Source organism: Peribacillus sp. NPDC097895 (genome assembly GCF_050277555.1).
In the GTDB taxonomy this organism is placed as follows: Bacteria; Bacillota; Bacilli; order Bacillales; family DSM-1321; genus Peribacillus.
The window spans coordinates 301510-325530 of sequence record NZ_JBNNSH010000004.1 but is presented as its reverse complement, the minus strand read 5'-3'; the positions used below and the strand labels follow the sequence as shown (position 1 = coordinate 325530).

Below are 24021 nucleotides of genomic sequence, written 5' to 3'. Positions count from 1 at the left end.
GTATCTTATTGTCTCTATGATAAAAAAGAGGGAGAATGCTCCCCCTCCGCATAATTACGCATTTAATTTCGTTGTTTTCGTTCTTGTTTTCAAGTTCATTTGAGGACGCTTGGAGAATGCTATAGTCAAAATGAATGGCACGATGAATGCAACCAACATCGCGACCGCAAACATACCCATATGCTTTGGCTGGATGGAAAGGATACCTGGAATCCCCCCAACACCGATTGAGTTCGCCATCACCCCAGATCCGACTGAAACGATGCCTGCGAAAAGTGAACCGATCATACCGGCTAAGAACGGAAAGCCGTATTTCAAGTTAATGCCGAACATGGCAGGCTCCGTTACTCCGAGATAACATGAAATCGTAGCGGGAATGGAAACTTGTCTTTCCTCCTGATCCTTTCTGTTAATGTAAATCATCGCAAGCACTGCTGTACCTTGAGCAATATTGGATAAAGCGATCATTGGCCAAAGGTTCGTTCCGCCTAGTTCACTCATAAGCTGAAGATCGATTGCGTTTGTCATATGATGCAAGCCTGTGATGACAAGTGGTGCATAGGCAAAGCCGAAGACGGCAGCAAAAAGCCAGCCAACTGATGAATTCAGTCCGGAATAAACAACCGTTGAAATGACTGAACCGATTTTCCAACCTAAAGGCCCCAAAATGGTATGGGCAATGATTACTGTTGGAAGTAAAGCAAAAAATGGAACGACGATCATGGAAATGGAATTGTGCACTTTATCTCTCAAGAACCGTTCTAAATACGCCAAGACGAACCCTGCAAGTATCGCTGGGATGACTTGAGCCTGGTAGCCAATCATATCGACCTGGGCAAAACCGAAATCCCAAAAAGGAATGTCACTTGCCTTCGTGCCTGCAACTGCGTAAGCATTCAGAAGTTGTGGGGAAACCAGGGTCAAACCAAGGACGATACCGAGGATTTGAGTCGTACCCATTTTTTTTGAGATCGACCATGTAATCCCAACAGGAAGAAAATGAAAAATTGCTTCACCTATCAGCCAAAGGAAGGCGTGTACCCCTGCCCAAAATTGTGAAATATCCACAAGGGTCTTTGTGCTGTCATCGAACATTTTAATATCCCCGATGATATTGCGGAATCCAAGAATGAGGCCGCCAACGACTATGGCAGGAATCAGCGGGGTGAAAATATCAGCTAGATGTGCAATCATACGCTGCAGCCAGCTCATATTCTGTTTAGCTGCATTTTTCACATCTTCTTTTGACGCTTCCTGAAGTCCAGCTATGGAAACGAATTCATTATAAAACGATGATACTTCGTTCCCGATTATGACCTGAAACTGGCCAGCTTGTGTAAACGTTCCTTTCACAAGCTTAATCGATTCGATATTCGTTACATCCGCCTTGGCGGGATCTTTCAACGCAAAACGCATTCTTGTCGCACAATGCGTAACCGTCGCAATATTTTCCTTCCCTCCGACATGTTGGAGCAAATCCCTTGCAGGTTCTGTGTATTTACCCATTTCACTACTTCCCTTCCCTAGAAAGCAAAATATAATTGATTTTATAACCTGTACGTATAGGTTCTGTATACGCTTTCATGTTACCCTGTACGTACAGGTTTTGTCAATCACTTTTTTCCAGCCATCTACCTTCACTATTATTTAGGGTTGATTTTCATGGCTTCGATTTACTATACGATTCATCCACAATAAAGGAATTACAACCTTTGAAATGTTATCCAGTTAAGGGTGCATTAATAGATATACCTTAAGGGATTCCCATCAGACATGATTAGTAGCTGTAAAATTCCGTAATAAGGTATAATGAGGATATAACCTCTTTATTGACACTTTAATGGTTAGAATATAATAGGTAAATGGGAGATGAACTTATGTCCGAAACTAATAAATTTCCACTAATATCAGGTAATCTTTCTTTGGATTTAGTGAACACGGAACTAGTCAGTCGAGGTCAACGACAAGACTTATTGCTATCAGAAGAAGATGTGCTGGACTGGCTTACTGTAATAAAAGAGCAAAACTCATTTTGGAATGATCAGCTTTGCTTAAAACTTAAAGAGAGAATCGGGCAGGTATTAGTATGTCTACTAGAAATGCGTTCAATTTTAAGAAGACAATTCGAATTACTTGCAGATGGGAATCCGATTCCTGATGAGTTTATCGCTTTTTTAGAAAAAAAAATCGAAAAAGCTCCATTCACTTATAAATTAATGAATCAAAAATTAACTCCCATACCTGTTGGAGAATCAGAAGATACCATGCTTTCTTTTATTGCTTATGACTTATTAACTTTAATTGAAGAAAATAAGCTAGCCTCATTAAAGCGATGCTCGAATAATGATTGCGTATTGTTATTTATCGATGAAAGTGGAAGACGTAAGTGGTGTTCAATGAAAATATGCGGTAATAGAAAAAAGGTCGCCCGATTTCAACACCGGAAATCTGATGATGAATGAAGAGCCAACTTATTAAAAGAGTTGGTTTTTTTACGAATTTTAACTAACTGTTAAAAATGATTTTGACAGGTTAGTTGATTTCGTGTAAAGTGTAAATGTACATTTAAGGAGGGGGAATAATGGACCGCATAGCTGTTACGGGGCAAAAAGAATCACGCTCATTTCATATACGGTATTTATCTAAAATGAAGGGAAAAGGAAGAAGTCCTTTACATATAAATGTAAAAGACGCAATAACCGGCCTAATCGGTGGATTTTTAACTATTTTCGCTTTAATTATTTTAACAAAAATGACTTCAGCAGTGTGGTTAATGGCTCCATTTGGTGCAAGCTGTGTACTGGCGTTCGGTCTATGGAACGCGCCGTTATCACAGCCCCGCAATATTATTGGCGGCCATTTTGTTTCTACATTCGTAGGTTTAGCTTTCTATCATTTTTTTGGCGATGAGCCTTGGGCAATCGGCTTAGCAGTCGGATTAGCAATTGCCGTCATGATGCTGACAAAAACGACACACCCACCAGCAGGGGCAGACCCACTTATTGTTATGCTTGGTCATTATAGCTGGAGCTATTTATTTACACCTGTGTTAATTGGTTCCGTGATAATCGTTTTCCTTGCACTGTTAATTAATAATTTGCGCAGCAATCGGAACTATCCGACTTTTTGGATTTGATGCGATAAACGATGTAACGAAGTGTATTCAAAAATGAGTAATCTGCACTTATATCTAATAACAAAAAGATGAGCTAGGCTACTCCTCTCAGACTGTAGACAGACTCAATAATATTGGAGTTTGTTTACAGTTTTTTTAGGTTTTTAAAATTTGACCGTTAATTTCCCCTCCAGGCACTCATTCGATATTATCAATAAACAATGAAGGTTCAGCGTTTAGTTTTACATGCGTTTCTGCAACTTCCACCCCGTTTACGCGAAGGGAGATTCGATGGATTCCCGTGTAATGACGACGTGTGGTCAAATCCTTCCAATTGTGGATTCTGACTCTCTCTACCCGCTCTCCATCCGTGAAATTCCTATCTGCCAGTAGGAATATCTTGCGAGACGTTTTCTTATTGGCTTTTACAAAATCGATCGTGTACTCTATACGAAGTTTCGCTGGATCCTTCACGTGCACTTGAAACCCGAAATGAATTTCACTGGTTTCCCCAATAAAAATCGAATCTGGTTCATTTCTAAGAAATGCGTTTGTAATGATAGTAGGATTGTTCAATACATCCGTGTAACCAAATAATGAAAGGACCTCTGGATCTGCTTGACGAACAAGGTTCCGGCATCCCCGTCGGATAATCCAAATCGTTTGGGCGTTTCCACTTTCATGCCAGCGCTTGGCAGTCGCTATGACGGCATTTGGATGATCTCTCGCAATATCATTCAAGTTATTTGCCACACTTTTGCGTACATAAAGGGACGGATCGCTTTTCAGGTTCTCAAGCAATTCCAATACAGGTGTCGGATCAGACTTGAATATCGGTAAAGCTTGTCCCCAAGGTAACCTGGGCCGGCACCCCTCACTGGCCAGCCTGCGGACATGTTCATTATCATGCTTGGTCCATTCTTTCATCTTCTCGATCAGTAAAACGGGATCAAGCAAGATAAAAGCACGGATTGCAAATTCAGAGGATGACCTTGCAGTAAAACGCTCTAACGCATCTAGCGATAACGGCCAATCCTCCTTATTCAATCCATGTACCTCGACGAAATCCGGGAAAAATAAATATCTAAACCCTTCACAATCCTTATCAATTCGATACAAAATATCCAAAGCCTCTTGATAATCACTTGGAAGGTACTTCCCGAGGGTAATGGAAATATGTCTAATTCGTTCTTTTAACTTCCTCTCGTCCCAATGCTCATCAATCACTTCCCTTACAAACGATTCAGTAGAGAAGGACGGATGGACACCCTTTACTTTTTCACCGAATTCACGAATAAACGTTTCATTATATAAATCCTTTAAGGGCTCAGCCATTTATTTCACTTCTTTTCTTTATATTGGACTTGCACATGTATCTCAACCATAGCATTTTCCCCTATCATATAACAAGGAGATAACGCAATAACCTGAACACATAACATCCTTGAGAATCATATCAAAAATAGCCATTTAGCTCCCCTTGCCAAATTCATTTTACACGTTCTCTTTTTTTAGCTTTGCTCAGTTGAACAAAGGTTAATATTTGACGGTTTATTATAATCATGTTAAGAAATGCATTCAACTCCAAGCAGGACAAGACTTGGAGTTGAATGCATTTTTAATATATGAGCCTTCGGTAGACATTCAAATGATATGCCTCTTTTTAAGGCTTTTATGAATTGAGAACGTTTTCTTTTTAATGTTGGGCAACTCGTCAAAAAAATTAGAAAAAGAGAGATAAAGAAGAAGGAAATTGTTTGCATACTTATAACATTATATTCTTTTTAAAGTCCCTCTATTAGTTAATGATCTGACATTACTGGAAAATTGAAATATTTTCTCCTCTTATTCCTGCATATGCACCGCGGCTTACTAACTGTTTTCTTTCAGGATGAACAAGTAGCCATTTATTTTTCATGAACAATAGCTTATCCTCTTCTGTTCTTTTTTCCAAGTCCTCTTTTAATGGTTCATTTGTTCCGGATGGCAAAATAACGATGGTCTTAAAACCATCATTATTTACTTTACACGGCGCAAAATGTAATGTCGTACTATATAATTCCACGGCAGTTCCCTTAGGTATAAAGAAAGCTGTCACATTATTAGAATCATAGATATTGTCTTGAATATCTTGTACCTTTCCTAAGAGAAGAACCAGGTCTGTCACAGCGATGTTGATTTCACTGCCTTTATGATATTCTAAACCATTTAAAGTTGAGTTAGGACCATTACAATATCCAATTTGTATCGACATCTCACCATAAAATGCTGTTTGAATTTGTTCTTTCACTCTCGTATTTTCCATATTTGCAACAGAGGCAATATATAAATTTTGATCTTGAGGAATTTCTATATCTTCCATATAAGTTTGTAACTCATGGAAATCATATCCCTTAATTATTTTACCGTATGGTGTAAAAGTTCTATCTTCAACATGAAAAAAAGAAACGTGTTTATTAAGCCCTTTTATCGTTTCGAATTTAGACAAAGCCATTCGCCTCATTTCTTCTCTATAAAAGGCCCCGCAAAGAAAAACCTATGAGGTACCCTTCATCGCAATCTATTATTTTAATACGGGTGCTTCCGTTATTGTGTTATCCCAAGCATTGCGGAATTTATCTAATCCATAATCAGTAAATGCGTGGTGGAAGCTTTCCTTATAAACGTCGAAGCCACAAGTCACGATATGAGCACCTGCTTTCGCAGCATCAACCATTTGTTTACCGTTCCGTAATGCAGCCACAATAATTTCTGTATCAAAATTATATGTTTTATAGATATTTACGATGTCTTGAATATATTGAGTTGTGTCATCTCCGCTATTTTCTTTCCATCCAACAAAAGGTGATACAAAACTAGCCTTAATTCGGGCAGCCTGTAAGGCTTGAGACGGAGAAAAAACAAGGGTAACATTCGTAGGAATACCTTCTTTTTCAAATTCCCTCGCCGCAATTAAACCAGGCTCTGTACACGGGATCTTAATGACGAAATTAGAAGATAATTTTGCAATTTTAGTTCCTACTACAACCATTTCTTTTGCATCTTCTAAATGAGGATTAATCTCGACTGAAATAGGAAAGTTTTCAACGCCCTTAAATTCACTTCCTAATTCATCTAAAACTGTTAGGAATGGTTTACCACTAGTCATTATGTGACGGGGGTTTGTTGTCACACCATCAATTGCCCAATTTTTATATGCATAACGAACTTCCTCAAGAATAGCACTATCCAAAAAATATTTCATAGTTTGTTCCTCCTTGTTATTAATTTAAACATAATAATGTTTATATAAAACATCATTACCTTTAACATTATAATAAAAAATAGACTACAATATTTCAAGCTTTTTATACAGATTCTAGTAAATATCTTTTTATACAATACCGCCAGTCCGTTTTTACGATAGAAGCACACTTGGAATTTTCACCGTAAAAACATACATCCATCGGTTCAAAAATGGCAATACCCTAACATAACTGGTCTTCAAATGGTTAAATCCTACAGTCTTACTCTTCACTTTTATTTTACATAGGTACACCGGTTTTACGGTCATTAAGATCTTTTACGATATTATTGTATTTTTCATCTGATAGTTTATAAAATATTCCCATTACAATAATAGTTGCCAAGGCTAAAGTACTTGGATATATGAACATTAGTCCTCTAATCCCTTCAACTACATTAGCATTTTGCACTGCATTGGGAACATAACCGACCAACCCTAAAACAATCCCTGGAATAAAACCCGCAAGGGCCTGAGATAGTTTGCGACAGAAAGTAAAGAAAGAATAAACCACACCTTCAGATCTGTTACCTGTTTTCCATTCTCCATATTCAACTGCATCAGAAACAAATGCCCAGTTTAAACTATTAACAAATGAACTTCCAAAGAATGCAAAACAAGCTAAAATGATAAATATTACTGCGTTATCAGCAAAAAGATAAGCTAATATATCGCCAACTGCCCAAATTGCACAACCAAGTATATACGTGTATTTTTTTCCTATCTTTTTAACCATAAACGGAACTAATGCCACACCAATAAACACACAGCCAATGCTAAAAAAACCCATGTAAGGAACGATAGAAACATTTTTTAAAACATATTGACAATAATATACTTGTACTGCGAGCTTCACATTAAACGCTGAAAAGGTAAACAAGTTGACTAAGCAAAGTATCAGAAGAGGCGTATTTTTTAGAAGGCCTTTATAACTATCACTTAGTTTTACTTGCGTTTCTTTTGGCTTCTCATATACATACCGTTCTTTAACATTCGCATAACAATATATTTGAAATAAAACACCTACAAATGCAAATATCGATACAGCTACTATATATCCAGTAGATTCACTATCAAAAAGTAACACAATAGGCATAAACCCAACTGTAGTAACAAGTAAGCCAAAGTTTGCACCTGCTTGTCTAAATGCAGCTAACTCTGCTCTTTCTACAGGATCTTTGGTCATAGCCGGAACCATTGAACCGTAAGGGATATTCGAAATACTATAAATGGTTCCAAAAGCCATATAAGTAGCATAAGCCCAAATCATTTTTCCTGTAAGTGAAAAATCTGGATTAGTAAAACTCACGATTGTAATAAGAGCTAGCGGTACTGCTGTGTAAAGTATAAAAGGTCTAAACTTTCCTTTAGGACCAATTTTTTTTCGATTATCAACCCAAGTACCTACAGTAATATCGGCAAAAGCGTCCCAAATTTTTGTAATTAAAAAGATTAGTCCAGCAGTTGCAGAAGGCAATCCTAGTGCATCGGTATAAAACTTAAGCAAATATATTTGACCTAAATCAAACAAAAAATTATTTCCAACATCCCCCATTCCGTAAGCGATTTTTTCCTTGAGTTTTAATTTCTTAGAAGTTTCAACTGAACGTTCAACGTTTTGAATGACTGATTGTTCCATAAGTTCTCTCCTTTTAGAGACCATTTTTATAATTCAAGAAATTTCCACTTGGATATTTGTAGATAACCCTTCATAAGAAATGCAGACACTAAAAAATTCCAGTTAACAAATCTTCACGGCATGATCTCCCTTCTATTTTAGAGATAAGATTACTATCTTTTTAAAAAAGTTACTATGTTTTAATTATATTATGAAAACGCATACAAAATAGCAAGCCTTTTCCATATATTTTTTTCAGTTTTAAAAAATATATCCTATAGTAAAAGTCTACAAATATACTTCCATACTCTACCGAATCTTTCGTTCATCAGATTTCCACCTACACATAGCTTCTTCTTTTTTTAATATGCCTTAACTATTAGTTAGATGTAAATTCAGTTTTTATCTTTTCAGAATTTTTGATTTTTTTAAAATCTTCACTTGTAATTTTGTAAACGTATTCTTATAATGAACAAAGGTACTGATTTTTATTTAAAGGTAATTACGTTTATTGTGCATGATGTTGCATTTTGCCCTCAAACTTCAACGTTAGCTTAGTAATTACCTATCTTTCCTATAACGCTAGCAAGTGTATTTTACACCTTCTTTTGGAATACCAAACTAAATAATTAGAGGGAAAAACTGGTGAAATTTAATTAAAAATATGGCATTACTGGAGGTTATTGATATGAGTACAAAAAGAAAAGAATTAAACAGTAACTTTTTCTCAGGCTTTTTAAATGTTGATTACTTATCTGAAAAGGATAAATACATTTATAAAAGTGAACAACAAAAATATAAATTCAACGTTATTGGTGCTGGAATGATAGGGCATGAGCATATTAAAGTAACCATGTTAGAAGGAAGAGCCACCATCCATGGTATTTATGATATAGATAAGAAAAGTATTGAAAATACGAAAAGAATGTTCTCAGAAAACTTCCCTGGCCACGATTTAGTAGAATATCAGAGTCTAACGGACGCTTGTCATGATCCACAGGTAGATGGACTAATTATTTGCACGCCAAACTATACCCATCTTGAGATTGTGAGAGAAGCTGTCAAATCTGGTAAACATATTTTATTGGAAAAACCAATGGCTACAAATTTAGAAGATGCATTGGAAATTAAAGAACTTGCTGATGATTATAAAGGGATATTTCAAATTGGCCTTCAATATCGATACAAAGCCATTTATAATGAATCGATTCATGAAGCAATCGAGCGAAAATCCATTGGTGACGTTAAAACAATTAGCATTGTAGAACATAGGGTTCCATTCCTCGATAAAGTAAACCAATGGAATAAATTTTCTAAGTATTCAGGCGGGACATTAGTTGAAAAATGTTGTCATTACTTTGACCTTTTAAACTTATTTGCTCAATCTAAACCATCTTACGTATATGCAACTGGAGGAAGCGCTGTCAATTTTACTGATTTTGAATATAAAGATCAAAAATCGGATGTTATTGATCATGCTAATGTCAATATCATTTATGAAAACGGTGTTAACACGAATTTTAATTTATGTATGTTTTCTCCTATGTTTTATGAAGAAATAACGATATGTGGAGATAAAGGAAGACTGAGAGCATATGAAAACGATGATTTTTTACCAGTAAATAGACCGAATACACACCTAGAAGTATTAAGTGGTGAAAGTAAACCTACAAGAATCTCCACTCCTTGTTATCCATCTGTTATCCAGAGCAGTGGGCATAATGGGGGAACCTATTATGAGCACAAATACTTTATCGATAATATTGAAGGCATATCCACAACAACGGCAACTGTTGAAGAAGGCTTTTGGTCTATTGTCGTCGGAATCGCGGCAGAAGAATCCATAAAAACAGGAAAAGTAGTATACATTGATGAGTTGTTAAAAAGCGTTTATAAAGGGAAAGCTATAGTCTTCTAATGAATTGAATCTAGTAGGGGTACGTCTTAAGCACAGTCCTCTCCCCCACGGTATGTAAACTATGGTGTATGGCGTTAAAGATCTACAACTCACCTTTCTGTTTTGTGTTCATTCTCGGTGTAAATGGGAGCATGTAAAATGCACAGTATCCTTTTCGGATATTAGAGCATCTTACATGCTTCTTCCCTTTGAATTCCGGGGTAAGCCGGTACTTAGTTTTATTTTCCCTCATTCCACCGTAAAGCACTCACTCTAAATCCTATGTGCAAATCAATTTTCTAAACTATGTTACAAACAAATATTAAGTTGTTCCGCCCCTTTGAATTTAACCATGAGACAATGATAGCAAAGACGGGTATTTCCATATCGCTGACTGTCCCCCCCTTATATAGAAGAAACTTATTAAAAAGAAGCTTTTATATGATATAAAAGCTTCAGACAGTAGAAAAACTAGATAATAATTGAGTTTGTTTACATTTTTTTAGGTTTTTAAAATTTGCCCGTTGATTTCCCCTCCAGGCACTCGCTTTCCGCGGGCGGTCCGGGAGCCTTCTCGGTGCCTTTGCGCCTGAGAGGTCTCCCTTGGTCGCGCTTTTCCCACTGGAGTCTTGCACACCCGATCCAATCAACTTGTTTTTATCATTTAGATAGAATCCCTTTTGTCTACAAACTCATAATATCTACTTACTTGTTCAGGATTGTATTATTGGGAGGACTCTGATTAATCATCCTCTAACATTTTTTGATCGTAAATATATATGGAATTCCACTATTTTTTTATAAGACCATCATAAAAATAATTGGCAAAGTAGCAAGACTTAACGAAGTACTAATTAGTGTCGTACTTGAAACAAACTCTGGCTCTGTATTGAATTGGAGAGCGTACATAGTCGTATTAGCTGCTGTTGGCATGGCAGCCATAATAATCATAATTTGTTTAACCATATCATCTACAGGCAAGAAAAGTGTTAGCATATAAGCTATGGCAGGTGAAATCGCAAGTTTGACAATGAGCGACCACGAAATCTTGGCTTTTGCTAAATGTTTTATTGATATTCTAGCAAGCTGCATTCCTAGTACGATCATTACAGTAGGAATAGCTGCATCAGCTACTAAGCCTACAGCTTCTTGTACGGCGCTGCTTAATGGAATATCCAATAATTGAAAAGTAGCGCCTAAAAGTCCGCCATATATAGTGGGCATACGTTGAACTGCCCGAAGCGCTGAACGTATACCATTCCCTTCTGGACTCCCTTTTGCAGCATAATACACCCCCACCGTACACATAACTAATTGTTGTATCACCATTAAAATGATGGCAGATTTTAGTCCGGTAGCACCGAAAAGTAATAAGACAACGGGGGTACCATAGTTTCCATTGTTCATAAAAGACGACGCCAATATCAGCCCACATGTCTCAGGAGTCGAATATCCGTGAAAAAAAGCAATCATATAAACAACTGCAATCAGGGAAAAACAAAGGGCAAATGTGTAAAAAGTAAGATATAAATAATCAACGTTAAATGGTGTTGTATAAAAAGTTTGAAATACTAGAACGGGAGACATGATGTAAAGCGCCATTGTTGAAATTGTCTTTGTATCAAATCCGATTTTCTTTTGTCCAATAAATCCGATCGCAAAAATACCGAAAATAGGTAGGAGAATAGTTAAAAACTCCATCTTTGTCACCTTCATTACCTTTTGTTTTGTCATTTGGCTAAAGGAAAGACCTAGATCCTTTCCCCTCTAGGTCCTTTTTTTATAAATCATACAATTATAAATTTATGACAATAATACGTTCTTCCGTCATTTCTTCAATTGCATATTTCGGACCTTCTTTTCCATTTCCACTCTTCTTCACGCCACCATAAGGCATATGGTCGACCCGATATGCTGACGCATCATTAACAATCAGCCCGCCCACTTCTATTTCACGCGCTGCTTTCATTGTTAATTGTAAATCGTTCGTGAAAAGTCCAGCTTGTAAACCATAATCAGAATCGTTTACTTTAGCGATCACTTCGTCTATCTCTTCATATGGTGCAATGGACACAACTGGCCCAAACACTTCTTGACGGCAAACTTTCATGTCATCATTTACATTCGTTAAGATTGTAGGAAAATAAAAAGCGCCATCACGTTTGCCGCCTAACTCAATCTGTGCACCTTGTTCTACTGCTTCTTTCACCCATTCCTCTACCCGCTCCGCTTCAGTAAGACGAATCATAGGTCCGATATCTGTTTTTTCATCCAATGGGTTACCAACTACAAAACCTTCTGTTTTTTCTATTAACTTAGCAACAAAGGTTTCATAGATATCGTTATGAACATAGATACGTTGGACTGAGATACAAACTTGTCCTGCATTGTTAAAGCTTTTTTGTGAAACTAAAGTTACAGCTCTTTCCAAATCAGAATCTTTATGAACAATGGTGGCTGAATTGTTTCCTAATTCAAGAGACACTTTCCGTAATCCCGCCTTTGAACGGATTAATTCTCCTACCCGAGGGCTTCCTGTAAAAGTAAACATGTTAACATCTTGATTTTCTAGCAACCATTCACCAACTTTTGCACCATCTCCAGTCAGCACTTGAAGGCGTCCCTTTGGTAGACCAGCCTCTTCCAATAGGCTTGCCAGTTTAATGGCACAGATTGGGGTTACTTCGGCTGGTTTTAAGACCACACTATTGCCAGCAGCAAGTGCTGGTCCGATTTTATGACAGACCAGATTTATAGGTGCATTAAATGGGGTGATAGCTGCAATGACCCCAACCGGAACACGTACTGTAAAGGCCATGCGATTCTCTGAACCTTGAGCTGATTCAACAGGCACACCTTCTCCATGAATACGCTTTGCTTCTTCTGCTGATATTTGTAAAGTTTGAGCTGAACGATCTACTTCTCCACGTGATTCGCGAATGGACTTCCCAACTTCAATAGTTAAAATTCGAGCAAATTCTTCACGACGCTCAATTAGCAACTGAGCAGCTTTCATTAATACCTCATATCGATCATATGGTGAAAAATTTACTTTTAGCGCTGTTTTTGCACTTTTTACAGATTTATCCACATGTTTTTTTGTTGCTACTGAAATTTGAGCTGCGGGTTCTTGCGTATATTTGTTTAGTACGTTCATTGTTTCTGACGTTTTCTCCCATTGACCGTCCACATATAAACCATATTGCTTAACTAGTGTTCCATTCGTCAAATCTCTCCACTCCCCTAAACGTATTAAGATTTATCTAAAAAGGTCAATATCATAATGATATTTATCACTACGGTATTTTGTTATCGTAAATTCAAGTGGTTTATCATCAAATCCAAAACTTAGCCTTGTCATTTCAAGCAAAGCTTCACCACCGCGAATCCCAAGTAAATCTGCTTCATAAATAGTTGCGTTGATTGCACAAATTTTTTCTTTCGCACGTTTTAAAAAAGTTTCGTTTTCCTCTAGAATCTCATAAAACTTTGCACTATTCAGGTCATGTTTTTCAATTATTTTACCAATATGCCTGGGCCAACATGAGCGTTCAATGGCAATGGGAACATCATCAGCGAAACGGATTCTTTCAATTACAAAAACTTCTTCTCCCTCTGCTAGTTGGAGCATTGATGTTTCGTAATATAGATTTTTTTTAAAGTTTGCACGCAATAATTTTGAATTAGGTGTCAAGCCTCTCTCTGTTACTTCTTCTGCTAACCCCTTTAGTTTTCCTAAGCTCCCACCAATAAGAGGTTGAGGCTTTACAATTGTTCCCCTTCCTTGTTTTTTCTCCAATAATCCATCTTGTACAAGAATGGAAATGGCTTGCCTTAAAGTGGTACGGCTAACATCAAATTCTTGCATCAACTCTTGTTCCGTTGGTATTAATGCGTTTGCCTTCCATACTTTTTCCTGAATGCGCTTAACTAAAATGTCTTTTACCTGTAAATAAAGAGCCACATTTTTATTAGCATCTATCATATTTTTCACGTTGTCCAACCCCTTTAAGCTAGTATATAAGATAAATTATATATCATTAACTAGCTATTGCTGTAATGGTGAAATACTGTTTTCTTATACATATACCTCGGTTTCTAATTGAAGGATACGTCCCAATTCAATTAGATGTTCCGTTACATCTCCATAAACTAGTGCAAAGTGAGGCTCATATCCTGCATGCATAAGTTTGTAAAGTGTGTCCATTACATCTGTTTTTAATTCCACTTCCACAGATGTTCCTGTAAACGGCTGCTCTCCATCCAATGCATTTCCTTTCATGACTAAAAGACGATAGCCTTCAGGTGTATGGCTTACTCTAAAGATCGTTACTACTCCTGCTTTCAAACCAAAATCCATTGCAAAGCCTATTTTCCGATTTGGATGTACACCGACTGTTGCCCCTGTAGTAGGATTGGCAAGTGAATAAGCTCCCGCACCACAATGCCAAAATACAACCGAATTTTTTGCTTCATCTACATGGACTAAATCTCCTAAATAAGGTGCATTTCCACCAGCTAATTCACGTAAAATAAACATAGAAACCGATCCATGAATATCCGATTCACATGATGTTACCATTCCGTCTTCTGTGAATTGGGATAGAGTCGAACACGGAGCTGCTCCCAACTCGTTAAAAAAGTCCGGCCAACACCGCATCGCCAATGCGTTCAATTCTTGTTGCTGGATATGTTTTTTTATGTACGTTGAAAATTGAGCGAACTTCGTAACGGTTTCATCATTACGATTCAATCCAATTACTTGTTTCTCAGCACGGTCAATTTCACCGATCCACTCTTGTTCTGGGAGTTCCACACAATGTGTAAACGCCTCTTGTAAATCAATTTTATGAAGTGTAACCCCAAGTGCTGTTTGCAGTTCTCCTTCATTAGCTTGTGAGAAGAAGAAACCTGGTGGATATTCACCTACCACGCCTATTTTCAGTTCACTTAATGCCTTTAGAACACGCATAACATCAAATTGTCTTAGTAAACGCTTTCTTAAAGCATCTTCATCTGGATTCCCGAATACAAAAGCAAACGGATGTTGATGATTCCGCAGTACATTACTTGTACTGTTCCCACCAGTTAATGAATTGAGGCGTAATCGTCCTCCAACACTCGGTTCGCGAACTGACCAAACAATGACAGGCTGCTTGAAATACTCCAATACCTTGACCATAAACTCTCCATCTGCAAATGTAACACTCTGATATAAAACCGTATCGAATTTCACATCTTTTATGGAATCTAAAAAATCTTGAAGTTCCTCAACAGATGTCACGGTTTGTTCTGGTGCTACAAGATGGCTGCAGCTTTCTTCCAACCACTCCATACTTTGCTTACGATATATTTCAGCTGCTTCAATATCAAACGTTTTTCTACCTATAGGTAAATATAAAACGACCGTGTTAAGCATGTACGAACCCCCTCTTATCCATGATGTTAATTCATTATAACCATTATAAAATACATAACTATCTTTATCAATAAAAATATACTATTAAAAATTGAAGGTATTACTTAAAAGGGTTAAAGATTGATGTTCCAGTCGTTCACTTGAATTGATAGGTTGGTCTTTACGGAAGGATTGGTTAAACGATTGCCTGTCTACATCTCTAGTTAATTCCCAATTATGTTTTCACGCAAAAAAGAATGGGCCCCCTTTTGGAAGTCCCATTCTTTTGCGGTTCAACTGTATGATCATTACGGGATATCATGCCCCATGGAACTCGTTAAAATGTTGAACCATTGCTCTTGTTTCATACTTAGGTTTAATGAATCAATGGCGCTATCCAGGCGTTCTTCCTTGCCGGAACCAACGATTGGAATGATTTTTGCAGGATGCTTCAACAGCCAGGCATACATGACTTCATCTATTCCATTAGCCCCTATTTCTTCTTGTACGATTTCTAACGTTTTTCTTAAACGGACAGCCTTTTCATCCGATTCCTCAAAGATGCTTCCTCCTGCGAGCGGTGACCATGCCATCGGCGCCACGCCCGTTTGCTGACATAAGTTTATGGTTCCATCTTCGAAGTTTTCAAGATTATATGCAGAAAGCTCCAGTTGATTCGTCACAAGTGGATATTCAAGATAAGATTGAAGCATATCCCATTGCGGTTTTTTGAAGTTCGATACGCCAAAGTTACGGACCTTTCCTGATTCTTTTAATTGATTAAACGCCTCAGCCGTTTCCACCGGGTCCATCAGGGGATCCGGACGATGGATAAGTAATAAATCTATATAATCCGTTTTAAGATTCATAAGAGATTGTTCAACAGACTTTATTATATGGGTTTTACTAGTGTTATAATGGTGACTTTTATGAGAAGGACGGTTTTCTGATTGAAGTACTATGCCACATTTCGTAATAATCTCCATTTTATCGCGTAAAGATGGCTTTAATGAAAGAGCGTTCCCAAAAATCTCTTCACATGTGTAACTGCCATATATATCGGCGTGATCATATGTAGTGATACCTCGATCCATACCATGTTCAATAAGTGATAGAATTTCTTCGTTTGAAAATTTCCAATTTGCTAATCTCCACATACCGTGAACAATGCGTGAAAGACTAAAATCTTCAGTTAAATTGACTCTTTGCATGCCTTTTCTCTCCTTTTATATCATGATTGACCTTGCTAATAAGTTGTTTGTTATGGCTTACCTATGTTAATGCTTTCTGTCCTGAATATCCTTCATAAACATACTGGTTAATCTGTGTCAGTATCATTTGCTATTGCCATGAGTATTAGTATAAATTAAAATTTCGGAGATTCCTAATCTTGAGTGACCTTATATGCCATAATACTTTAGCTTACGTTCATGACCTAAACTATAGAAATATAACGCCACCTTGTTGTGCAAATTCACCCATTATGTCCAAAAGAAAAAGGCTGCCTTAGCAACCTTTTAAATAAGAACTCATTCCCCTAGCAGCATGATCACTTAGTTAGTTATTTTGTGTTTTCTCGTGTAATTCCACGATTTCTTTCGCTAAATCTTTTGTGGTCATGGAAGTCATCAGGTGATCTTGAGCATGGATTAAGAGCAATGGAATTTCGAATTCTTCACCATTCACTTCTTGTTGGATCAATGCCGTTTGGATTTTATGTGCTGCAACAAACTCACTCTCTGCTTCCTTTAGTTTTTCTTGGGCATCGCTTGATTTCTTTTGTTTTTGCAAGGCGATGGCTTCCATTGCGCAACTGCGGGCATTTCCGCTATGAAGAATTAATTGAAATGATAATTCAGAAAGATCCTCTTTTGTTTTTGTCACATTAACACCCTCTTATATTTTGATAGTATGTTATTTTGAAATTAATTGGATAGCTGTTTTCAATACTTCTTTACCGTTACATGAGCCATAATGCATCGGATTTATCGTGTCTACGGGTACCCCTTTCTCATCACCTATTTTCTTTATATCGTTAAGTAAGTAACGAACCTGAGGACCTAAAAGAATAACATCCACTTCATTAATGTGGTTTCTTACTTCCATAGTGGCTACAGCCTGTATTTTCACGGTCATTCCTTCTTCCGCTGCAGCTTTCTCCATCTTGTTAACCAATAGACTAGTAGACATTCCTGCAGAACAACATAATAAAATATTCATTTCTCTTTCCCCCTTAAAAATTTTCTTACTGGATAGTAAGCAAATGATTATATTTAAAGCTCGTTAAAGTGGTAAGTCGTGTAGACTATTTAATCAATCTGAATGTGCCCCACGGTTTAATGTAATCCAGTAAAAAATGTTCTTCTTTTACAACTTGTGCGACAACATTTTTTCGTGCATCCAAAGGCATATCCCGTAAAATGACTTGAAGTTCCCCTTTGTATTTCCCGAAAGAATCATTACCAATGAAAACGGATCCTTTCACCTGTGGAATACTTTCCCTAATTGCAAAATCTTCATTCGCATATTTTTTCCGAACTTCCACCGAACGGACCATATACTCACTGATATCACCACGGCGAAGGTGTAATTCATCCAATACAACCTTTTGCTCGATTGAAGACGCATCCGAATGAAACTCCACTTTCAATTCGATCATGTCACGCTGTAAGGAACCAAGCATTCTCAGTTCCGCTTCACTGGCATATGCGTTTCCAATGATTACATCATCAATTAAACCAGTTGCCCACAGGTGCTTAGCTTGTACATCAATTGATAGGTCACGATGCTGTTCCAATGTGCATAAACCATCATTAATGCTCCATGGCCCTATATCACCAGTTTGTGAAGTAACAAATGCCGCTGTTTTAATGCCGTTTTCTTTAAAACGTTTACTGCAGGAAATGAAGAACTCATAAGGCAGACCCGTGAATTTTTGTGGATAAAAATTATGACAACCGATGATTTGATTTTTATTCCCTTGGTGCGTCAGAATATTCGATAAATAATCGACATCATTGCTCATATTCAATTCGATTTTCAACCCATAAGGATTATATGTCATTTTAGCTTCTTTCAAGCCATCGAACCCAAGGTCAAGACGAACACCGTCAGCTCCCATTTCTGCGAAAAAACTCAAATCATCATAACTGATGCCAAACTTGTCGAAAACAGCTGGTGCAACATCAAGAATGACTTCCATATGTAATGATTTCGCATAAGATATAATATTTTTATACTCTTCCAACACAACTTCAAGAGGTTTTGAAACCGATAATAAACACGTGAAAATTCGTTCAAAACCATAACCATGGGCAAGTTTAATATATTGCTTGTCTTTATCCGGTGTAGAGTGTTCAGGATAAATGGAAATACCTAATCTTCTCATAAGCTATCATTCACTCCTTTTCTACTTTCTTTCCATTGAGCCCGCTTAGCTTGTAAACCCACTAAGTAATCACGGTAGCGGGAGGATACCATTACAGAACAAATAATCGTTGGTACAATGACTATCAAATAATAAGTCGAACCCATTGCGCTGAACAGAAAAATAGAAAAGCCAATAATTAAAATAGAGAGGCCAACCGATTTCCAGGGAGTTAATTTTTCACCTAGACTGGTACGGGAAAAAATGATTTGGGCTCCTACAAATGAAAGGATTGCACATATTATTTCAAGCATATTTAATGTCCTCTTTGTTTTTCTCTGGTCTATCTTCTATTTTATTTTCATCACGCAAGTGTTGCTTCTCGAACATCTTGAAAAATGGAAAATAGATCATTAATGAGATGAAGAAATTCAATAAAACAAGAACCCCGGCCATGATTGTCCAATCAGTACTGATTACAGCTGCAATCGGACTAAACACCGTAAACGGCAGCTTTGCCATGATCATTGGTATTAATCCCAATTGAAAGAACGTATATGAAACGATGACATTAACCAAAGGAGCAACAATGAATGGGACCATTAATATAGGATTCATAACGATAGGTGCTCCAAAGATGACAGGTTCATTAATATTAAAAATCCCTGGAACAAAGGACAGTTTACCCAGCTCTTTCAAATATTTCGATTTTGAAAATAAGAACAATACAACGAGCGATAAAGTCGAACCTGCACCACCGACCCAGACGAACCATTGAATGAATTGTTCGGTAAATAAATTGGGCAAATTAGCTGCATTACCTGTTCTCGCAAATGTATCCATATTCTCAAGAATCGCCGAATCCCACATTGGTCGTATGATCGGCCCTAATATTGCAGGCCCATGAATACCCAGTGACCAAAAGAAAACGATGAGAAAGACAGTAAGCAGACCACCTATTAAACTATTTCCTACCAATAAATTTTTGAGAGGAGATACCAATGTAGTGATAATCGAATTAATGTCAAAGCCTAAACCATAGCGAATGCCCCAGAATAAAAGGACGACGACTAATGTTGGAATCAAAGCTGCAAAGGAATTCGAAACCATTGGCGGAACACTTTCCGGTAATTTAATTTTGATATCACGTTTAATCAGAAAATGAAAAATTTCTACGGAAATCAATGCTGTCACAATTGCTCCGAATAAAGAAGCTGCACTTAAAGAGCTGATTGGTAACCAACGCCCTGCTTCGATGACTCCTGGAACAGTTTCCATGACTTGCGTAGGCACAACGCATGTAATTAAAAAAGCTAAGACTGATAGAAAGCCTGCACTGAGCTGATCTAATTTATAATGTCCAGCAAGAGCTGACCCGACCCCAAAAGCTGCATATAAAGCCATCGCTCCTACTGTAAACCGAAACGGAACATCTAAAGCAGCACGATAAGGTGCTATCCATTCATCATACCCCTCAATTGGAAAATTCAACAAAATAACAAAGAATGATCCAATGATCGTTAAAGGAAGCGTTGCTAGAACGCCATGTCTAATAGCTAGTAGATGTCTTTGTGAACCAATTTTGTTTGCCACTGGCAGCACCTTAGCTTCGAGAAACCCCATAAAATTATTCAATAACTTTACCCCCTTTTTATTTATAGTCTGAAAAAACAAAAAATTACAATAAATAAACATTATAACGTTATATTGATTATGTCAACATTTTTTTCACCTACCCTTAAATCAGTGTAAGACTCTTAAATAAGTCGTTCTAAAAGATTTTATCCAGATATTAAGCCAGGTAAGATTAAGGGGATAAATGTATTAAAGAGTAATCCACCTAGTGACTTTCCCTACATATCAAGTTTTACTGTTTTAAGGATGAAATCTGGGGACAGTGATACCTTCATACTTAAGGAGGACTAACTATACAAAAGTAGAAACTTACAATGCTCTGTGAATTTAATGAAATGGGATGATGACATTTTTAAAGAGGGATAATCGTTCTTCAAGACAAAGTGGAGCAGGATCATATTAATTCGGTAACAGCAGCTATCAATCGATTAGCCATAGATGGTCTTTATTAATCAGAGCTTTTTAATACAGCTCCGTTAGATGATCATTTACGTGAAACAGTGATTCAGCAACTAATTGTGATGACAAAATAGTATAAAATCATCTTCAACTTTAAGTGATATTTACGAAACTCTACTTTCTCTTTTAATATTGGGACTTCGGGTTCCAATAAGCCACTGCATACACTCACATTTGTTTAACTATAATTATAGTTATATAATAGATAAAACGACTTAAGGTGGAACGACTTATTCATTCCGAAACGAGAAAACCATTAAACATTACGCTTAATCCTTATTTAACTAATAGACTCACCAATCTTTCTGAAGATAGAAATATCCCCATAGAAAGACTCATGGAAAAAGCTGTAGACTTGCTGCTTGAATACATGGAAGACAATGAGACCGTTAATGCACAGGTGAAATTCAGTAATAACGAAGCGATTGAAAAGAATAAAGAAATGATTGAAAAAAGCAGAGATTTTATTAATAAAAAACAAGCACTATACCTCTAGGTAAAGTGCTTGCTTCAGACTGTAGGCAAACTCGTTGAAAATCGGGTTTGCCTACAGTTTTTTATGGCTTTTACAATGTAAACGTTGATGGAACGTAGGCTACTCGCTTTCCCGCAGGAGTCACATACCTTCCATTCCAATTAACTTTGTTTTAACATTTGGATAGAACTTCTACGGATGCTTTCTAAACGCAAGAACCACTTGAAATGGATCACATTCAAGATTCTCAGATATCCCACTCCGGATTCCAAACCACTTCCCACAAATGGCCATCCGGGTCTTGAAAGTGTGCAGAGTATCCTCCCCAGAATGTATCGTGTGCCGGATCAGTTATGACCGCACCCGCTTTTTTTGCTTGCTCCACCACGGTATTCACTTCTTCTTTGCTGGCTACATTGTGACCAATGGTAAATTCTGTAGAACTTGTTGGAGTCAAAGCAACCTTGGCCTCATGAGCAATATCCTTTCGATTCCAAATGGCAAGCTTTAGGCCTGATTGCAAGTCGAAAAAGGCAACGGCGCCATGCTCAAATTCCTTGCCAATTATCCCTTCTGTTCGAAATCCAAGCCCATCACGATAGAACTCTAGCGATTTTTCCAAATCATCTACACCTAATGTAATGACAGTAATCCGTGGTTTCATCCTATTGCCCCCTTCATGCTTTCTTCATTATCATGTATTCCCAACTTATCAAAAACTGATTCGGAACGAAAGAAATGAAGTACATTCTTAAAAAGTATTATTTTATCTGCAGCATTTTCTATGTTAAGAAAGAAGACCTGACTGTTGTTGAATTTCTTTGATTTATTCGCTAGGTGATATCGTCTATTTTCTGCAACAATTCCTTTTTTAGAAATAGGAAAGCCCTTTAGCTTTCAAGCTTCCTTTTCTTGTTCAAGAGCCGCTTGAATTCCCTATCCAATTCCTCTTTTTCCGCGTCATTCATAACCGTGGACAGTTTCCCAAGTGTCTCGAGGATTTGCACTTCTATCGTAAGCAGTTCAGCCTTTTTGTCTTGATGATCAACTTCTTCCGCATCCATTTTTTTTGGTTCCTGGTTGATGACTCTAACTCTCGAAGGTTCATCTTCAAAAGAAAGAGTATGTGTTGCAAGTGATTGAATCAATGAACGATCATGGGTTACAAAAATAATGGTTCCTGGATATGCTTTTAACACCTCGGTTAAAGCCTCTTTAGTGCTTATATCCAGGTAATTTGTAGGTTCATCCAAAACCAGTACATTATAGTTTCCCAAAAAAACCTTTGCCAGCGAAGCCCTGACTCTTTCACCACCGCTTAAGAGTGATACTTGTTTGTACACATCATTTCCTTTAAAGGCTAATCGGGATAATATCGTTCGAACAAAGGCTTGATTGTATGGACTATCCTGCAAAATATTTTCAAGTACCGTTTTACTTTCGATCAAATTTTCTTGTTGTTGTGCGAAAAACCCTAACTTTGCCGGCTTCGCTACATTTAAATCCGCTTGACGATCGACTATCTTTTTCAATAACGTCGATTTGCCTGACCCATTTTGCCCATTGATGGCGAGCCTGGATTTTAGGGGGACATCCCCATAGATATGCTGCTTTAGTGTGTTAGACCCGACTTTCAGGGAACAGCCATTAAATCGAATGACCCTTTTGCTGTGTAAAGAGGGAAATTCGGAAATATCAAAAATGATAGGAGGATTTTCCCTAGGTTTATCTTTTTTTGCTAACTTCTCGATTCGAGTTTCGATCGCTTCAGCAGAACGGTTCAATTTCGCCTTCTGTTTCCCGGAGCTCCGTTTATGAAGTCTTGCTTCCGAATTCCCCATTCGTTTAGGGGCTTTCCTGATTGAATCCGATTTGGTCTGTAAGTTTTGAGCAGCCTTCTTCAACCTATCCTTTTCACGATTATACTCTGCATATTCCTTATTTTCCTTTTCTGTTTTTGCCTGCTTTTGTTCGGTATAATCTTCGTAATTCCCTTCATATACTGTAACCTTGCCTTGATCAACTTCCCAGATTGTTGTACACAGGTGATTTAAGAATGCTTTATCATGGGAAGTGAGCAATATAGCTCCATCAAAAGACATCAGATCCTTTTCCAGCTGTTCAATTCCGAATACATCTAAATGGCTTGTAGGCTCATCTGCAATCAAGACATCCGCATTGGATGTCAAGGCTGCAGCTATTTTTCTTCGGGTGCGTTCGCCGCCGCTTATCATTTCTTGATCCTCATTGGGCAAGTTCCAAATACTCGCCAACACTCCACTTATTTCCTGTTCAGTTTCTTCTAGCTGTGGGATATAAGTGACCGTTCCATAGTTCTCGATGTGACCGGAATCCGGTTCCTTAACACCTGCTAATATGGAAAGCAATGTCGTTTTTCCTTCTCCATTTCTCCCAACTACGCCAACACGATCATGTTTGTAAAGTTGGAGTGAATCAACGGAAAGAACTTCACGGTTCCCGTAGCTTTTCTTTAAATCACTGGCTTTTAAAAACAACATAAAAAATCCCCCTCTAATTTTTAGAGAGAGATCGCCTGCTACTAAAATATACACAAACTAAACATACCTCTCCTGTTTTCGCTGACAGAAAAAGTATTTGTATATGAATTAGTACCTATAAACGAGCAGACGAATCCCATCTCTAAACATAATCATTAAAAATTTCACATGGGTAAGAAGTGATTGTTCAAATGAAAAAGTGACGCGTACTAGCATTGAACATACCTGACCATATACACCCATTGAAAAATATTT

General features: G+C 37.4%; 21 protein-coding genes. 4 read left to right on the top strand and 17 right to left on the bottom strand.

Annotated elements, in window-relative coordinates; genetic code table 11:
• Positions 1 to 54: 54 nt before the first annotated feature.
• On the bottom strand, positions 55 to 1506 hold the full coding sequence (gene treP / locus ACQKMH_RS20625; protein ID WP_427589261.1) for a PTS system trehalose-specific EIIBC component: 1452 nt from the start codon (positions 1504 to 1506) through the stop codon (positions 55 to 57).
• Positions 1507 to 1877: 371 nt separating this feature from the next.
• Here treP and ACQKMH_RS20620 point away from each other — a divergent pair, with 371 nt between their 5' ends.
• On the top strand, positions 1878 to 2462 hold the full coding sequence (locus ACQKMH_RS20620; protein ID WP_427589260.1) for a CGNR zinc finger domain-containing protein: 585 nt from the start codon (positions 1878 to 1880) through the stop codon (positions 2460 to 2462).
• A 119-nt stretch (positions 2463 to 2581) separates the two neighbouring features.
• Positions 2582 to 3136 carry an HPP family protein gene (locus ACQKMH_RS20615; RefSeq protein ID WP_427589259.1) on the top strand — a complete coding sequence of 185 codons (555 nt, stop codon included), beginning with the start codon at positions 2582 to 2584 and terminating at the stop codon, positions 3134 to 3136.
• 177 nt (positions 3137 to 3313) lie between these two features.
• Here the strand turns inward: ACQKMH_RS20615 and ACQKMH_RS20610 are convergent, their stop codons facing one another.
• From ACQKMH_RS20610 to ACQKMH_RS20595, 4 genes are all read right to left on the bottom strand, one after another.
• A complete protein-coding gene (locus ACQKMH_RS20610; protein ID WP_427589258.1) occupies positions 3314 to 4450 on the bottom strand; it encodes a DNA alkylation repair protein in 1137 nt (378 codons plus the stop codon).
• Positions 4451 to 4931: 481 nt separating this feature from the next.
• Positions 4932 to 5609, bottom strand: coding sequence for a DUF4867 family protein (locus ACQKMH_RS20605; RefSeq protein ID WP_427589257.1), 678 nt, complete (start codon positions 5607 to 5609; stop codon positions 4932 to 4934).
• A gap of 69 nt (positions 5610 to 5678) precedes the next feature.
• Positions 5679 to 6359 (bottom strand): transaldolase family protein, encoded by a 681-nt coding sequence (locus ACQKMH_RS20600; RefSeq protein ID WP_133345340.1) that lies wholly within the window; start codon positions 6357 to 6359, stop codon positions 5679 to 5681.
• 280 nt (positions 6360 to 6639) lie between these two features.
• On the bottom strand, positions 6640 to 8037 hold the full coding sequence (locus ACQKMH_RS20595; RefSeq protein WP_427589256.1) for an MFS transporter: 1398 nt from the start codon (positions 8035 to 8037) through the stop codon (positions 6640 to 6642).
• A gap of 667 nt (positions 8038 to 8704) precedes the next feature.
• On the opposite strand from ACQKMH_RS20595, the gene ACQKMH_RS20590 reads away from it, so the two are divergent.
• Positions 8705 to 9934 (top strand): Gfo/Idh/MocA family protein, encoded by a 1230-nt coding sequence (locus ACQKMH_RS20590; RefSeq protein ID WP_427589255.1) that lies wholly within the window; start codon positions 8705 to 8707, stop codon positions 9932 to 9934.
• Positions 9935 to 10711: 777 nt separating this feature from the next.
• Here the strand turns inward: ACQKMH_RS20590 and ACQKMH_RS20585 are convergent.
• From ACQKMH_RS20585 to ACQKMH_RS20540, 10 genes are all read right to left on the bottom strand, one after another.
• Positions 10712 to 11614 carry an AEC family transporter gene (locus ACQKMH_RS20585; protein ID WP_427589254.1) on the bottom strand — a complete coding sequence of 301 codons (903 nt, stop codon included), beginning with the start codon at positions 11612 to 11614 and terminating at the stop codon, positions 10712 to 10714.
• A gap of 94 nt (positions 11615 to 11708) precedes the next feature.
• Positions 11709 to 13142 (bottom strand): aldehyde dehydrogenase family protein, encoded by a 1434-nt coding sequence (locus tag ACQKMH_RS20580; RefSeq protein WP_427589253.1) that lies wholly within the window; start codon positions 13140 to 13142, stop codon positions 11709 to 11711.
• A 30-nt stretch (positions 13143 to 13172) separates the two neighbouring features.
• Positions 13173 to 13898, bottom strand: a complete 726-nt coding sequence (locus tag ACQKMH_RS20575) for a GntR family transcriptional regulator (protein WP_427589374.1) — start codon at positions 13896 to 13898, stop codon at positions 13173 to 13175.
• Positions 13899 to 13991: 93 nt separating this feature from the next.
• On the bottom strand, positions 13992 to 15332 hold the full coding sequence (sftI, locus tag ACQKMH_RS20570; protein WP_427589252.1) for a sulfoquinovose isomerase: 1341 nt from the start codon (positions 15330 to 15332) through the stop codon (positions 13992 to 13994).
• Positions 15333 to 15619: 287 nt separating this feature from the next.
• On the bottom strand, positions 15620 to 16522 hold the full coding sequence (locus ACQKMH_RS20565) for an aldo/keto reductase (RefSeq protein WP_427589251.1): 903 nt from the start codon (positions 16520 to 16522) through the stop codon (positions 15620 to 15622).
• A 346-nt stretch (positions 16523 to 16868) separates the two neighbouring features.
• Positions 16869 to 17195 carry a PTS lactose/cellobiose transporter subunit IIA gene (locus tag ACQKMH_RS20560; protein WP_427589250.1) on the bottom strand — a complete coding sequence of 109 codons (327 nt, stop codon included), beginning with the start codon at positions 17193 to 17195 and terminating at the stop codon, positions 16869 to 16871.
• 30 nt (positions 17196 to 17225) lie between these two features.
• The gene (locus ACQKMH_RS20555; RefSeq protein ID WP_230159835.1) at positions 17226 to 17531 is read right to left on the bottom strand and encodes a PTS sugar transporter subunit IIB; all 306 of its coding nucleotides are present in this window, start codon (positions 17529 to 17531) and stop codon (positions 17226 to 17228) included.
• Between the two features lie 85 nt (positions 17532 to 17616).
• Positions 17617 to 18699, bottom strand: coding sequence for a DUF871 domain-containing protein (locus tag ACQKMH_RS20550; RefSeq protein ID WP_427589249.1), 1083 nt, complete (start codon positions 18697 to 18699; stop codon positions 17617 to 17619).
• Positions 18696 to 18992 carry a hypothetical protein gene (locus ACQKMH_RS20545; protein ID WP_427589248.1) on the bottom strand — a complete coding sequence of 99 codons (297 nt, stop codon included), beginning with the start codon at positions 18990 to 18992 and terminating at the stop codon, positions 18696 to 18698. Before ACQKMH_RS20545 ends, ACQKMH_RS20550 begins: the two co-directional genes overlap by 4 nt.
• Complete coding sequence (locus ACQKMH_RS20540; protein ID WP_427589247.1) at positions 18985 to 20313, bottom strand: PTS sugar transporter subunit IIC; 1329 nt, start codon at positions 20311 to 20313, stop codon at positions 18985 to 18987. Before ACQKMH_RS20540 ends, ACQKMH_RS20545 begins: the two co-directional genes overlap by 8 nt.
• 679 nt (positions 20314 to 20992) lie before the next feature.
• Here ACQKMH_RS20540 and ACQKMH_RS20535 point away from each other — a divergent pair.
• The gene (locus ACQKMH_RS20535; RefSeq protein ID WP_427589246.1) at positions 20993 to 21268 is read left to right on the top strand and encodes a ribbon-helix-helix domain-containing protein; all 276 of its coding nucleotides are present in this window, start codon (positions 20993 to 20995) and stop codon (positions 21266 to 21268) included.
• A gap of 226 nt (positions 21269 to 21494) precedes the next feature.
• On the opposite strand, the gene ACQKMH_RS20530 is transcribed toward ACQKMH_RS20535, so the two are convergent.
• Both ACQKMH_RS20530 and abc-f read right to left on the bottom strand, forming a co-directional pair.
• A complete protein-coding gene (locus ACQKMH_RS20530; protein ID WP_427589245.1) occupies positions 21495 to 21911 on the bottom strand; it encodes a VOC family protein in 417 nt (138 codons plus the stop codon).
• Positions 21912 to 22137: 226 nt separating this feature from the next.
• The gene (gene abc-f, locus ACQKMH_RS20525) at positions 22138 to 23766 is read right to left on the bottom strand and encodes a ribosomal protection-like ABC-F family protein (protein WP_427589244.1); all 1629 of its coding nucleotides are present in this window, start codon (positions 23764 to 23766) and stop codon (positions 22138 to 22140) included.
• Positions 23767 to 24021: the final 255 nt, after the last annotated feature.

What these genes read in the sequence shown, in the direction of transcription:
- treP (WP_427589261.1), bottom strand. Translation starts at nt 1,506, where the DNA reads ATGGGTAAATACACAGAACCTGCAAGGGATTTGCTCCAACATGTCGGA.
- ACQKMH_RS20620 (WP_427589260.1), top strand. Translation starts at nt 1,878, where the DNA reads ATGTCCGAAACTAATAAATTTCCACTAATATCAGGTAATCTTTCTTTG.
- ACQKMH_RS20615 (WP_427589259.1), top strand. Translation starts at nt 2,582, where the DNA reads ATGGACCGCATAGCTGTTACGGGGCAAAAAGAATCACGCTCATTTCAT.
- ACQKMH_RS20610 (WP_427589258.1), bottom strand. Translation starts at nt 4,450, where the DNA reads ATGGCTGAGCCCTTAAAGGATTTATATAATGAAACGTTTATTCGTGAA.
- ACQKMH_RS20605 (WP_427589257.1), bottom strand. Translation starts at nt 5,609, where the DNA reads ATGGCTTTGTCTAAATTCGAAACGATAAAAGGGCTTAATAAACACGTT.
- ACQKMH_RS20600 (WP_133345340.1), bottom strand. Translation starts at nt 6,359, where the DNA reads ATGAAATATTTTTTGGATAGTGCTATTCTTGAGGAAGTTCGTTATGCA.
- ACQKMH_RS20595 (WP_427589256.1), bottom strand. Translation starts at nt 8,037, where the DNA reads ATGGAACAATCAGTCATTCAAAACGTTGAACGTTCAGTTGAAACTTCT.
- ACQKMH_RS20590 (WP_427589255.1), top strand. Translation starts at nt 8,705, where the DNA reads ATGAGTACAAAAAGAAAAGAATTAAACAGTAACTTTTTCTCAGGCTTT.
- ACQKMH_RS20585 (WP_427589254.1), bottom strand. Translation starts at nt 11,614, where the DNA reads ATGGAGTTTTTAACTATTCTCCTACCTATTTTCGGTATTTTTGCGATC.
- ACQKMH_RS20575 (WP_427589374.1), bottom strand. Translation starts at nt 13,898, where the DNA reads ATGATAGATGCTAATAAAAATGTGGCTCTTTATTTACAGGTAAAAGAC.
- sftI (WP_427589252.1), bottom strand. Translation starts at nt 15,332, where the DNA reads ATGCTTAACACGGTCGTTTTATATTTACCTATAGGTAGAAAAACGTTT.
- ACQKMH_RS20565 (WP_427589251.1), bottom strand. Translation starts at nt 16,522, where the DNA reads ATGCAAAGAGTCAATTTAACTGAAGATTTTAGTCTTTCACGCATTGTT.
- ACQKMH_RS20555 (WP_230159835.1), bottom strand. Translation starts at nt 17,531, where the DNA reads ATGAATATTTTATTATGTTGTTCTGCAGGAATGTCTACTAGTCTATTG.
- ACQKMH_RS20550 (WP_427589249.1), bottom strand. Translation starts at nt 18,699, where the DNA reads ATGAGAAGATTAGGTATTTCCATTTATCCTGAACACTCTACACCGGAT.
- ACQKMH_RS20545 (WP_427589248.1), bottom strand. Translation starts at nt 18,992, where the DNA reads ATGCTTGAAATAATATGTGCAATCCTTTCATTTGTAGGAGCCCAAATC.
- ACQKMH_RS20530 (WP_427589245.1), bottom strand. Translation starts at nt 21,911, where the DNA reads ATGAAACCACGGATTACTGTCATTACATTAGGTGTAGATGATTTGGAA.
- abc-f (WP_427589244.1), bottom strand. Translation starts at nt 23,766, where the DNA reads ATGTTGTTTTTAAAAGCCAGTGATTTAAAGAAAAGCTACGGGAACCGT.